Origin of the sequence: Shinella yambaruensis (genome assembly GCF_050859155.1) — a bacterium.
Taxonomy (GTDB): Bacteria; Pseudomonadota; Alphaproteobacteria; order Rhizobiales; family Rhizobiaceae; genus Shinella; species Shinella yambaruensis.
In genome coordinates, this window is the sequence record NZ_CP150638.1 from 82,536 (window position 1) to 94,818 (window position 12,283).

Consider the following 12,283-nt stretch of genomic DNA (forward strand, 5'->3'; position numbering starts at 1 on the left):
GTCGTGATCTCGTTGTCGCACGGCGGCGACGCCTCTTCTGTTCCGCCGGGAACAGGCGATATCGTTCACAAAAAGAGAACGATCTGTCTTTCGATCGGCCGTCTAGTTTGACGAAAGAAAGCTGATATCTCTTCGTCAACGCAAACGCCGAAGCCTCAGGAGCTTTCCATGCAACAGAACGCCGTCGTCCTCGTCGGACGCATTCTTCTCGCCCTCATGTTCATCACCGCCGGTTATCCGAAGCTCATCGATCCCTCGGGCACGGCCGGCATGATCGCCGGTGCGGGCCTCCCGGCTGCGACCGCGCTTGCCTATCTCGCCGGCATCTTCGAACTCGTCGCCGGCATTTTCGTCCTCGTCGGCTTCCAGACGCGCATCGCGGCCTACCTTCTTGCCGCCTTCAGCGTGTTCACGGCCCTCGTGTTCCACAGCGGCACGATCGCCATCGAAGGCTTCCCGGACGGCGCCAACGGCCTGCTCACCGTCTTCAACGGCCTGATGATGTGGAAGAACATCACGATCGCCGGCGGCTTCCTCGTGCTCGCCGCCTTCGGCCCCGGCGCCTTCTCGATCGACGCCCGCCGCTCGGCCGCCTGAACAGGCGCCGAACCTCGATCCTCCCAGAAACCCTTCCCGGCCTCCGGGGAGGGTTTTTCGCCGTCGGGCCTTTGGAAAAGGCCGCTGCCGCTGGAAAGCCGAGGCTCTTGCTGCTATGCGCACGGGCAGACAGTCATGCGGGAGATGCCGATGTTTTCCAATTCCTTTCCGGACCGGGCCGTGATGGCGGAGCTGATGGCCCGCATGCTTTGGGAGATCAAGGCGGTGCATTTCCGCCCCGAGGAGCCCTACAAGCTCGCCTCCGGCATGGCCTCCCCGGTCTACATGGACTGCCGCAAGCTGCTCTCCTATCCGCGCATCCGCTCGGCGATCATGGATTTCGCCGCCGCGACCCTCGTGCGTGAAGCCGGCTTCGAACGTTTCGACGTGATCGCCGGCGGGGAGACGGCCGGCATTCCCTTCGCCGCCCTCCTCGCCGACCGCCTCGCCCTGCCGATGATCTATGTCCGCAAGAAGCCGAAGGGCCACGGCCGCAACGCGCAGATCGAAGGCGTGATGCCGGAGGGCGCGCGCGTGCTCGTCATCGAGGATCTGGTCACCGTCGGCGGCTCCATGTTCACCTTCATCGACGCGATCCGCGCCGCCGGCGGCGTGGTCGACCACGGCATGTCGCTGTTCTACTACGGCATCTTCAAGGAGGCCGAGGCGCGTTATGCCAATGGCGGCGTCAGGCTGCATCACATCGCCACCTGGCGCGACGTGCTGGCCGTGGCGCGGCAGGAGAAGCTGTTCGACGACGTGACGCTCGCTTCCGTCGCCGCCTTTTTCGATGCGCCGCTCGCCTGGTCGGCCGCCCATGGCGGCGTTGCGGAACTGCCGACCTCGTAAAAGCCTCTGGCGCTTTCCATCGAGATCGTTTAAATCGATTGAAATCGGCTCTGCCGGAATTGCCTAGGGAGGAACGGGAATGATCCTGTGTTGTGGTGAAGCGCTGATCGACATGCTGCCGCGGACGACGACGCTCGGCGAGGATGCCTATGCACCCTATGCCGGCGGGGCGATCTTCAACACGGCGATCGCGCTCGGCCGCCTCGGCGTGCCGACCGGCTTCTTCACCGGCCTTTCCGACGACATGATGGGCGACATCCTGCGCAGGACGCTCGGCGAAAGCGGCGTCGACTACAGCTATTGCGCAACGCTTTCGCGCCCGACGACGGTCGCCTTCGTCAAGCTCGTCGACGGCCACGCCAGCTATGCCTTCTATGACGAGGGCACCGCCGGCCGCATGATCACCGAGGCGGAGCTGCCGCTTCTCGGCGATGATTGCGAGGCGCTGCATTTCGGCGCGATCAGCCTCATTCCCGAGCCCTGCGGCTCCACCTACGAGGCGTTGCTGCGGCGCGAGCACGAAAAGCGCGTCATCTCGCTCGATCCCAACATCCGGCCCGGCTTCATCAAGGACAAGGACGCCCATCTCGGCCGCATCCGCCGCATGGCGGCCATGGCCGACATCGTCAAGTTCTCCGACGAGGACCTCGCCTGGTTCGGCCTCGAGGGGGACGAGGAGGCGCTTGCCCGCCACTGGCTGCACCATGGCGCCAAGCTCGTGGTCGTCACGCGCGGCGCGCAAGGCGCCGTCGGCTACAGCGCGAACCACAAGGTCATCGTGCCGAGCGAGCGCGTGAGCGTGGTCGACACGGTCGGTGCCGGCGATACGTTCGATGCAGGCGTGCTCGCCTCGCTGAAGATGCAGAACCTCCTCACCAAGTACCAGGTCGCCCGGCTCGATGAGGACCAGATCGCCAAGGTGCTGGCGCTCGGTGCCAAGGCCGCCGCCGTCACCGTCTCGCGCGCCGGCGCCAACCCGCCCTGGGCCAAGGAAATCGGGCTGGCTTAAGCCGACGGGCGCACCCCGAAAAGGGCGTGTCGGGCCCGAAGTGCGCCTTCATCCGCCTGTCATCGCAGCGTGGTCAAAGGGGCCATGCTCGATCACACCGCTCCAGATTCGCCCGATGCCGCCCGCCCGAACGGCCCGGCGCCCACCATCCTCGTCGTCACGGATGCCTGGCACCCGCAGCTGAACGGCGTGGTCCATACGCTGGAGGAGCTGGCCCGCTCGATGGCGGAGGAGGGTATCGAGGTTGCCTTCCTGACGCCGCAGGGTTTCACCACGGTGCCGCTGCCGTCCTATCCGGAGATCCGGCTCGCCATAGCCTCGAAGCGCCGTGTCCTGGCCGAGATCGAGAAGATCGCGCCGGACTATATCCACATCGCCACCGAAGGCCCGCTCGGCATGGCGGCACGGCGCGCCTGCCTGGAGCGCCGCCTGCCGTTCACGACGGCCTATCATACGCGCTTTCCCGAATTCATCAGCGCGCGCCTGCCCGTCCCGGAAAGCCTCAGCTACTGGTGGCTGCGCCGCTTCCACAATGCCGGCAACGGCATGATGGTGGCGACCAAGTCGCTCGGGGCGGAAATGGCGGCGCGGGGCTTCGTGCGCATCAAGCGCTGGTCGCGGGGCGTCGATACGAAACTGTTTGATCCGGCGCGGCGCCGCGATCTCGGCCTGCCGCGACCCGTTTTCCTGAATGTCGGGCGCGTGGCGGTGGAAAAGAACCTGCCCGCCTTCCTCGGCCTCGATTTGCCGGGCAGCAAGGTCGTCGTCGGCGACGGGCCGGATCTTGCCGCGCTGCGCCAGCGGTATCCGGACGTGCATTTCCTCGGCCGCAAGACCGGCGAGGAGCTTGCCGCGATCTATGCCGCGGCCGATGTCTTCGTCTTCCCGAGCCGCACGGACACGTTCGGCAATGTTATGCTGGAAGCGCTGGCAAGCGGCGTTCCGGTCGCCGCCTTTCCGGTCACGGCCCCGCGGGACGTTCTGGGCGAGGGCGGCGCCTTGTCGGAGGATCTGCGGGAAGCGGCTCTTGCCGCGCTCGACATCCCCAAGGAGGCCGCGCGCGGCCGTGCCATGGCCTATAGCTGGCGCGCCTGTGCCCGCGAGTTCCTGGGCAACCTCGCCCGCGTGCCGCGCGATGCATTCGCGGCACGCCGCCTCAGCCTGCGCTGAGACTACGTCGCCGCCTTCAGCAGCGCGGCCACGAGGCCGGCTGTCGAGGAATCGTGCCCCTCGGCGCTTTCCTTGCCCTCCACGACCGGCAGCAGGCCCGTCGCCAGCTCCTTGCCGAGCTCCACGCCCCATTGGTCGAAGGAGTTGATGTTGAAGAGCGCGCCCTCGACGAAGACACGATGTTCGTAAAGGGCGATCAATCGGCCGAGCGCGAAGGGCGTCAGGCTGTCATAGACCATGGTGATCGACGGGCGGTTGCCGGAGAAGACGCGGTGCGGGGCGATCCTGTCCGCCTTCGCCTCGTCCATGCCCTTCGAGGTGAGCTGCGCCTTGGCCTCGGCCAGCGTGCGGCCCTTCATCAGCGCTTCGGACTGCGCCAGGCAATTGGCGATCAGGAGCTGATGCTGGTGGCGCAGGTCCTTCTCGTGACCGTTCGCCGCGATCATGAATTCCGCCGGGATGATCGCCGTGCCCTGGTGGATGAGCTGGTAGAAGGCGTGCTGCCCGTTGGTGCCGGGCTCGCCCCAGACGACCGGGCCGGTCTGGCCCTCCACCGGCGTCGAATCCATCGTCACGGACTTGCCGTTCGATTCCATGTCGAGCTGCTGGAGATAGGCCGGGAAGCGCGACAGGCGCTGGTCGTAGGGCAGGATGGCGCGCGAGGGATAACCCAGCACGTTGCGGTGATAATAGCCGATGAGGCCGAGCAGCATCGGGATGTTTTCCCGGATCGGCGCTTCGCGGAAATGCGTGTCGATCGCGTGGCCGCCGGCGAGGAATGCGGCAAAGTTCTCCTTGCCGATGGCGATCATCAGCGGCAGGCCGATAGCCGACCAGATCGAGTAGCGCCCGCCGACCCAGTCCCAGAAGCCGAAGACGCGGTTTCCCTCGATGCCGAAGGCGGAGACCTTGTCGAGCGCCGTGGAGACCGCACAGAAATGGCTGCCGACCGCCGCCTCGCCGAGTGCATCGGCGATGAACCTGCGCGCCGTCGCGGCATTCGTCATCGTCTCGATCGTCGTGAAGGTCTTCGACGCGACGATGAAGAGCGTGGTTTCGGCCGAAAGAAGTTTCAGCGTGTCGGCGATATGCGCGCCGTCGATGTTCGAGACGAAATGCAGGCGGGGACCGTCATGATAGGGGGCGAGCGCCAGCGTCGCCATGACGGGGCCGAGATCCGAGCCGCCGATGCCGATGTTGACGACGTCGGTTATCTTCTTGCCCGTCGCGCCTTTCAGCGCGCCGGAGCGGATGCCGTCGGCAAAGGCGCCCATGGCGTCGAGCACGGCGTTGACGTCCGGCATGACGTCCTTGCCCTCGACGAGCACCGGCGTGTTGGCGCGGTTGCGCAGCGCCGTGTGCAGCACCGCGCGCTCCTCCGTGATGTTGATGATGGCGCCGGAGAACATCGCGTCGCGCTTGCCCTCAACGTCCGCGTGCCGGGCGAGTGCTTCCAGCCCGTCGAGCACCGCATCGTTGACCGCACACTTGGAATAATCGAAGAGGAGGTCGCCGAGCGTGGCGTTGTAGCGGGAGAACCGCTGCGGATCGGCCGCGAAGGCAGCCCTTATGTCTGTGGCGTTGGTATCGCGAACGATGGATTTCAGCTTTTCGACAAGCGCGTTCATCGGCGTCTTCCTTGGCTTGGGACGATGCCGGCTAGCTAGTCGCTTTGGCAGGAGCAAATCAAGACCGCAAATGCCACTTGGCGAAAAAATTAAATCGGTTTAACCGGGGCGCACGTCAGCCCCGGAGATCCTTGCGCAATATCTTGCCGACATTGGATTTCGGCAGCTCGTTGCGGAACTCGACGAATTTCGGCCGCTTGTAGTTGGTCAGGTTGGCCGCGCAATGGGCCTTCACGTCCGCTTCGGTCAGCGCGGGGTCCTTGCGCACCACGAAGAGTTTCACCGCCTCGCCGGAATGCTCGTCCGGCACGCCGATCGCCGCGCATTCGAGAATGCCGGGATGCGACATCGCCACTTCCTCGATCTCGTTCGGGAAGACGTTGAAGCCGGAGACGAGGATCATATCCTTCTTGCGGTCGACGATCTTGATAAGGCCCTCCGGCGTCATGAAGCCGATGTCGCCGGAGCGGAAGAAGCCGTCCGGGGTCATCGCCTTGGCCGTCTCGTCCGGCCGCTGCCAGTAGCCGGCCATGACCTGCGGGCCGCGGATGCAGATCTCGCCCACCTCGCCGAGCGCCAGCGTCCTGCCGTCGTCATCGCGGATCTCGATGTCCGTCGAGGGCAGCGGCAGGCCGATCGTGCCGGTGAATTCCGGCTTGTCGAAGCGGTTGGCGGTCGCCACCGGCGAGGTTTCCGAAAGGCCGTAGCCCTCGGTGATGGCGCAGCCCGTCATCTTCTGCCAGCGCTCGGCGACCGGCCGCTGCACCGCCATGCCGCCGCCGAGCGTCAGCACGAGGCCGGAAAGGTCCAGCTTGGCGAAGTCCGGATTGTTCATCAGCGCGTTGAACAGCGTGTTGAGCCCGGGGAAGATATGCACCCGGTATTTCGCCAGCTCCTTGACGAAGGCCGGGATGTCGCGCGGATTGGCGATCAGCACATTGTGACCGCCGAGCGCGATGCCCATCAGCCCGTTCACCGTCAAGGCGAAGATATGGTAGAGCGGCAGCGCGCAGATGAAGACGAGCTGGTCCGGCCGCTTCTTGATATGGAAGGTCGGCTCGATCCACAGCTTGATCTGCTCCATGTTGGAGAGCAGGTTGGCATGGGTCAGCGTCGCGCCCTTCGAAACGCCTGTCGTGCCGCCGGTATATTGCAGGAAGGCGGTGTCGTCCGGCGCGATGTCGACGGGTTTCAGCGTGCCGCGCGCGCCTTCCGCCGTCACCTGGGTGAACGGCACATGGCCCGGCAGCGACCAGGCCGGCACGAGCTTCTTCACCTTGCGCACGACGAGGTTGACGATGAGGCCCTTGAGCCCGAGCATGTCGCCCATCGTGGCGACGACGACATGCCTGACGGCCGTGCGTGAGACGACCTGCGCCACGGTGCTCGCGAAATTCTCCAGCACGAACAGTGCCTTGGCGCCGGCATCCTTCAGCTGGTGTTCGAGCTCGCGCGGCGTGTAGAGCGGGTTGACGTTCACCACGACGAACCCGGCGCGCAGGATGCCGAAGATGATCACCGGGTTCTGCAGGATGTTCGGCATCATGACGGCGACACGGTCGCCCTTTTCGAGGCCCCTTGCCTGCAGCCAGGCGCCGATCCGGGCCGAGGCCGCCTCGAAATCGCGGAATGTCAGCGTCTTGCCCATGCTGGTGAAGGCCGGGCGATCGGCATAGCGCGCGCAGCAGCTCTCGACGAGGGCGCCGATCGAGGCATGTTCGAGCGGGGCGATCGCCTCCGCCATGCCTTCCGGGTAGGAGGCAAGCCAGAAACGGCCGGTCGGTTGCTGGGAAGTGTCCTGGATCGTGGCCGACATGATGTTCCTCCTCTTGCGCGCGGTCCCGCCGGCACCGAAGGGTCCTCCAACCATCCGATGCACACAGGATGAAGCTTTTGACAAGCGTCATCAAGGGCCATCGGTAACTTACATTGACGTAAACGTCAACAATCCACCTGCGGCCCGCCGTTCCATCTTTCGTGAACGGGCGATCGCGCCCGTCTGCGACCTCTCGGCGCGCCCCGCCAAAAAAACCACGTATATGTTTAACATTCTTGGGATACACCTTATCTAGACAGTCGGCCGGAGCCCGGCCCCAAGGGAGTGGACGAGTTTGCTGCATTCGGAACATCGCAGAAGTGAGCCCCGGTTTCTCGGCGCGGCGCGCCCGAGCAGCGTCGCGCTCATATCGCCCATCTCGGCGGCGCGCTGGCTCCTCGTCCTCATCGTGTTCGCCGGCATCTACTTCTTCCACGGCTTCGTCGTGCCGGTGCTTGCCGCGCTTGTCATCGCCTTTGCCAGCTGGCCGCTCTATTCGCGCCTGCTCGCCCAGGTGAACGGCAATCGCACGCTCGCCGCCTCCATCGCCATCCTTCTGATCCTCGCCTTCATCGTCGGGCCGATCATGATCGCCTCGACCTATGCCTTCCACGAGATCCGCGACTGGATCGGCTGGGCCGTCGAGACGAACCGCACCGGCGCGCCGACGCCGGACTGGATCGGCGCGCTGCCGGTGATCGGCGGCTGGCTCGACATGCAATGGACGCGCTTCCTCGATCACCCGGGGGCCATCGGCGAGCTGACGCAGATCGTCAGCGGCGCCAATATCGGCAATATCTACCGGGTTGCGCTGGCGGCCGGCGGCAAGGCCTTCGGCCTGCTGCTCGCCATGCTGTTCATGCTGATCGCCCTCTTCTTCATCTACCGCGACGGCCAGTCCTTCGCCGGCCAGGTGGATCGGCTGGGCGAGCGCATCCTGCCGATGCGCTGGGAGCGCATCTCGCGCATCGTGCCGGCGACGATCAGCTCCACCGTCACCGGCATGACGCTGATCGCCATCGGCGAAGGCATCGTGCTCGGCATCGCCTACTGGATCGCCGGCGTGCCGTCGGCCGTCACGCTCGGCGTCCTGACCGGCATCATGGCGCTCTTCCCCGGCGGCGCGCCGCTTTCCTTCACGCTCGTCTCCATCTATCTCGTCTCCAGCGGTTCGCCCGTCGCGGGCCTCGCCCTCTTCGTCTGGGGATCGGTCGAGCTCTTCATCGTCGACAAGACGCTGCGGCCCCGCCTCGTCGGCGGTCCGATCAAGCTGCCGTTCCTGCCCACCTTTTTCGGCCTCATCGGCGGCGTGAAGACCATGGGGTTCCTCGGCCTCTTCATCGGCCCCGTCCTCATGGCCCTCCTCGTCGCCATCTGGCGCGAATGGATCCGTGAGGTGGATGCCACCGAACCGCCGTCGCCGATCATCCTCGAGCCGCCGTCCGACACCGGCTCGAGGCTCGATCCGGAGCACAAGGTCGGCTGACCGGGCTGGAAGCCCTCAGCGCATGCGCCGGCCGCACGACGGAGGAATCCGCATGCAGACCACAAGCCCGCCGGTTCCGGCGGGCCTTCCTGCCTCGCGCGGTCGAAGGCCGGTGTGCTTCGCCCAGACGCCTGTGTCCAGGCACGTTGCCGGCGACAGGCGGTTCTCCGCTCCTGGCCGAACCACCGTCGTCTGCTCTGCGCCAATATGGTAGCCTTGCGGCATGAACGAGCTTTCCAGCGAAACATTCTTCAGCGCGCTTCCTGTCTTCGTCGATTTCGCCGGCGTTGCGGACAGTCACAACTATCATGCGCTGCCCCCCGACTGGGCGCTGGCGACGGCGGATATCGTCGATTCCTCCGGCGCGATCGAGGCCGGCCGCTACAAGGCGGTCAACATGGCGGGCGCCAGCGTCATCTCGGCGGTCCTGAATGCGCTCGGCAACAACGATCTTCCCTTCGTCTTCGGCGGCGACGGCGCCATCGTCGCCGTGCCGCCTTCCGGTGCCGAAAGGGCGCGCAGTGCCCTTTCGGCGGTGCAGAACTGGGTCGGCAAGGAACTCGGGCTGACGCTGCGCGTCGCGCTCGTTCCCGTCGCCGAGATCATCGCCGCCGGGCGCGAAGTGCGCGTCGCACGGTTTCAGGTCACCCCGGACGTTTCCTACGCGATGTTTGCCGGCGGCGGGTCGAGCTGGGCCGAAGCGCGCATGAAGGAGGGGCGCTTTGCCGTGCCGCCGGCACCGCCGGAGGCCTATCCGGACCTTACCGGCCTCTCCTGTCGATGGAACCCGATCCGCTCCCGCCACGGCGACATCGTCTCGATCATCGCGCTTCCCGCCGGACAGGGCAACGCGCAGGCCTTCGAAGCCCTGGTCCTGGAGATCGTCGCATTGGCCGGCGGCGAGGAGCGGGAGGGCCATCCGATCGCGCCGGAGGGCCCGAAGATCGGCCTGTCCGGCGCCGGTTTGTCGGTGGAAACGAAGGCGGCCCCGAAGGGAGGGCGCATCCGGCACTGGTTCGTCATCCTCGGGCAGCATTTCCTGACCGCCGGCCTTTACCGCCTCGGCCTGACGCTCGGCCGCTTCGACCCCAAGGCGTACCGCCGGGATGTGGCCCGGAACGCGGATTTCCGCAAGTTCGACGATGGCTTGAAGATGACCATCGACATCGACCCGGCACGGTTTCGGCAGATCGAGGCCCGGCTGGAGCAGGCCGCAGGCGCCGGCATCTGCCATTTCGGCCTGCACCGGCAGGATTCGGCACTGATGACCTGTATCGTGCCGACGGCGCTCCGGCGCGACCATATGCATTTCATCGACGGCGCCGCCGGCGGCTACGCCATGGCCGCCACCCGCCTGAAAAAACAGATATCCGACGCGCCGACCGCGCCGTGAACAGGCATTTTACGGGTTTGGAAGTGAGTGGTGCCGCTTACGGGCATTGAAGCGCCGTAGCATAGGAAAACACGTTCTAACAACGTGTCGCAAACTGCCTGACTCTCTCGATAGGTTCTTGTTTCATTCTCATATTTTGAGTAGCATCGTGTTGCATCACGTCATCACGGCCAAGGTGGACCGAAAGGGGGACCGGTTTGGCGCGCTCGCTCAACAAGCTGTCCGCTCTCGCGGTGAAGAATTCTGCTCCAGGCAAATACTCAGATGGTGGTGGCCTTTGGCTGCATAAGGCAGACAGTGGCGGCAAGTGGGTATTCCGCTTCACGATCTATGGCCGGCGGCGGGAGATGGGTCTCGGATCCACAAATGACGTGTCGCTGAAGGACGCGCGCGAGGCCGCCGACCGGTGGCGGGGCATCGCGGCCAAGGGGCTCGATCCGATCAAAGAGCGTGAGCGTGAGCGGCGGGAAGCTGAAAAGCGCCTCCACCTCCTGCGCGAGGTCGCCGAGGACGCCTATGAAAGCCGGAAGGCCGAACTGAAAGGCGACGGCAAGGCCGGCCGGTGGTTCAGCCCCCTTGAGCTGCATATCCTTCCCAAGCTCGGAAAGACCCCTGTCGCTGAAATCGATCAGACAAGCATTCGGGACGTGATATCGCCGATCTGGCACGCAAAGGCTGAGACAGCACGAAAAGCGCTGAACCGGCTCGCTATCGTCATGCGTCACGCTGCGGCACTCGGGCTTGAGGTTGACCTGCAGGCGACGGACAAGGCGAGGGCGCTCCTCGGGCAGCAGCGCCACAAGGCGGAGAACATCCCGGCGCTGCCGTGGATCGACGTGCCGGCCTTCTATGCATCGATCTCCGAGCCTACGATTACCCACCTCGCTTTGCGGCTCCTGATCCTCACAGGCGTCCGCTCCGGGCCGCTTCGCCACCTTTACGAAAGCCAGATCGATGGCAACGTTTGGACGATACCGGGGGAGGCACAGAAGGGCCGCAAGGACAAGACGCCGGATTTCCGCGTGCCGCTCGTTCCTGAGGCGCTAGCCATCATCGACCAGGCCAGGGCCTATTCCCGTGACGGCTACCTGTTCCCGAGCGTCAAAAGGGGCGTGATCAGCGATGCCACCATGTCGAGGCTCATGGAGCGCCGAAAGATGGATGCCCGCCCGCATGGCTTCCGATCGAGCCTGCGCGACTGGATCGCGGAGACGACAGACACGCCCTTTGATGTGGCGGAGACGATGTTGGGCCATACGGTCGGCGGAAGGGTCGAGCGGGCCTATCGCCGAACGGATTTCATTGAGCAGCGCCGGAAGCTTCTGGAGCGCTGGACGAGCCATGTCACCGGCAAGGGCGGCAAGCTGCTTCGGCTGGTGGAGAACGGATAGCAGGAACCCGTAGGGATAGGCCGGCCAGCCGACAAGCCAGGATGCACCGCCTGGTTTCCCTGCGGTGACACGGTGCCGCTTAAGGTGCAGGCGATGAATACAATTGGTTATCCGACAATCCGCGAGGCAGTGAAGTTCTGGCGCGACCGACCCTGGCGAAAGCAGGCGGGTTCCTTCACCGCCCTGCCCGAGGCCATGTTATTGATTGCCGCGGAGCGGGTTAAAGGGTGGCGGGACGACGATCCGGGCGATGCTCTGGAGTTCCCTCAACGAGACAAGGGAGAGGCGCTTGGTCGCTTTCAGGCTGCGATGCGGATCGTCTGCGATGCCATTCTCGAAGAAAAAGTCGAATTTGCTTTGACAGAGAAGGCGGGCGGGGAATTTCTGCGCCAAGTGCCTGAGGGTGACCTAGACTATCGCTTGGAGAGCCATAACCGCAAGCCACACGTCTGGAACATTGAGAACCCCTTCGCACGGTTCATGTTCTGTGAAATGAGCCTGCATGAACCGCTTGCCTTCAAACCAATCGGTACACACAGAATATGGATACTAACGGAAAGCCTAAAAAACTTCCTATCGGGCGAAGCACTCGCCAAGACAATACCTGTTGAAATTAGTCCGAAGCCCTCGTCTCATCGAAAGACCGCTTCGCGCGCAGCTATCACTGCGGCGATAGAAAAGTGTATTCGATTTTCCAACGACAAGAACTATCGAATGCTTACGAAGGATGAGGCAGGAAAACTTGTCCGAGATCATTTTGCTGACATCAGCTTGAATGCGTCGAGGGATATGATCAGAGCCATCATCAGCGATACCTTTGCCGAAGACTTCTCAAATACGCCTGGCCCGCAAACAAACGCCGCCATGAGAGCAAAGCGCCCACAGGAGCTGGAAGAATTTCGCGGCTATTTGGCCTCCGCGAATTTCCGCGAGATATAGATGAA

The 12,283-nt window shown here is 64.5% G+C and carries 10 protein-coding genes; 8 read left to right on the plus strand and 2 right to left on the minus strand.

The genetic code is table 11. From position 1 onward, the window contains the following. The first annotated feature begins 168 nt into the window (after nucleotides 1-168). From WMC41_RS00410 to WMC41_RS00425, 4 genes are all read left to right on the plus strand, one after another. A complete protein-coding gene (locus tag WMC41_RS00410) occupies nucleotides 169-597 on the plus strand; it encodes a DoxX family protein (protein ID WP_244767299.1) in 429 nt (142 codons plus the stop codon). Nucleotides 598-747: 150 nt separating this feature from the next. Beyond that, a complete protein-coding gene (locus tag WMC41_RS00415; protein WP_272804259.1) occupies nucleotides 748-1,446 on the plus strand; it encodes an orotate phosphoribosyltransferase in 699 nt (232 codons plus the stop codon). Between the two features lie 79 nt (nucleotides 1,447-1,525). Then, entirely contained in the window at nucleotides 1,526-2,455 is a 930-nt protein-coding gene (locus tag WMC41_RS00420; RefSeq protein ID WP_244767301.1) for a carbohydrate kinase family protein, read from the plus strand. Between the two features lie 84 nt (nucleotides 2,456-2,539). Then, on the plus strand, nucleotides 2,540-3,625 hold the full coding sequence (locus WMC41_RS00425; protein ID WP_272804260.1) for a glycosyltransferase family 4 protein: 1,086 nt from the start codon (nucleotides 2,540-2,542) through the stop codon (nucleotides 3,623-3,625). A 2-nt stretch (nucleotides 3,626-3,627) separates the two neighbouring features. Here WMC41_RS00425 and pgi read toward each other — a convergent pair whose 3' ends face one another. After that, complete coding sequence (gene pgi, locus WMC41_RS00430) at nucleotides 3,628-5,253, minus strand: glucose-6-phosphate isomerase (protein ID WP_432346593.1); 1,626 nt, start codon at nucleotides 5,251-5,253, stop codon at nucleotides 3,628-3,630. A 115-nt stretch (nucleotides 5,254-5,368) separates the two neighbouring features. Next, the gene (locus WMC41_RS00435; RefSeq protein WP_288078408.1) at nucleotides 5,369-7,069 is read right to left on the minus strand and encodes a long-chain fatty acid--CoA ligase; all 1,701 of its coding nucleotides are present in this window, start codon (nucleotides 7,067-7,069) and stop codon (nucleotides 5,369-5,371) included. Nucleotides 7,070-7,436: 367 nt separating this feature from the next. Between WMC41_RS00435 and WMC41_RS00440 the strand changes: the two genes are divergently transcribed. The 4 genes from WMC41_RS00440 (at nucleotide 7,437) to WMC41_RS00455 (ending at nucleotide 12,278) form a co-directional block, all read left to right on the plus strand. Beyond that, complete coding sequence (locus tag WMC41_RS00440; RefSeq protein WP_244767620.1) at nucleotides 7,437-8,555, plus strand: AI-2E family transporter; 1,119 nt, start codon at nucleotides 7,437-7,439, stop codon at nucleotides 8,553-8,555. Nucleotides 8,556-8,778: 223 nt separating this feature from the next. Beyond that, on the plus strand, nucleotides 8,779-9,948 hold the full coding sequence (locus tag WMC41_RS00445) for a DUF3095 domain-containing protein (protein ID WP_432346595.1): 1,170 nt from the start codon (nucleotides 8,779-8,781) through the stop codon (nucleotides 9,946-9,948). Between the two features lie 197 nt (nucleotides 9,949-10,145). Then, on the plus strand, nucleotides 10,146-11,339 hold the full coding sequence (locus WMC41_RS00450) for a tyrosine-type recombinase/integrase (protein WP_432346597.1): 1,194 nt from the start codon (nucleotides 10,146-10,148) through the stop codon (nucleotides 11,337-11,339). A 93-nt stretch (nucleotides 11,340-11,432) separates the two neighbouring features. Beyond that, on the plus strand, nucleotides 11,433-12,278 hold the full coding sequence (locus WMC41_RS00455; RefSeq protein ID WP_432346599.1) for a hypothetical protein: 846 nt from the start codon (nucleotides 11,433-11,435) through the stop codon (nucleotides 12,276-12,278). Nucleotides 12,279-12,283: the final 5 nt, after the last annotated feature.

Excerpts from the sequence above, each read along its gene's own strand:
- WMC41_RS00410 (WP_244767299.1), top strand. The coding sequence starts at position 169 with ATGCAACAGAACGCCGTCGTCCTCGTCGGACGCATTCTTCTCGCCCTC.
- WMC41_RS00415 (WP_272804259.1), top strand. The coding sequence starts at position 748 with ATGTTTTCCAATTCCTTTCCGGACCGGGCCGTGATGGCGGAGCTGATG.
- WMC41_RS00420 (WP_244767301.1), top strand. The coding sequence starts at position 1,526 with ATGATCCTGTGTTGTGGTGAAGCGCTGATCGACATGCTGCCGCGGACG.
- WMC41_RS00425 (WP_272804260.1), top strand. The coding sequence starts at position 2,540 with ATGCTCGATCACACCGCTCCAGATTCGCCCGATGCCGCCCGCCCGAAC.
- pgi (WP_432346593.1), bottom strand. The coding sequence starts at position 5,253 with ATGAACGCGCTTGTCGAAAAGCTGAAATCCATCGTTCGCGATACCAAC.
- WMC41_RS00435 (WP_288078408.1), bottom strand. The coding sequence starts at position 7,069 with ATGTCGGCCACGATCCAGGACACTTCCCAGCAACCGACCGGCCGTTTC.
- WMC41_RS00445 (WP_432346595.1), top strand. The coding sequence starts at position 8,779 with ATGAACGAGCTTTCCAGCGAAACATTCTTCAGCGCGCTTCCTGTCTTC.
- WMC41_RS00455 (WP_432346599.1), top strand. The coding sequence starts at position 11,433 with ATGAATACAATTGGTTATCCGACAATCCGCGAGGCAGTGAAGTTCTGG.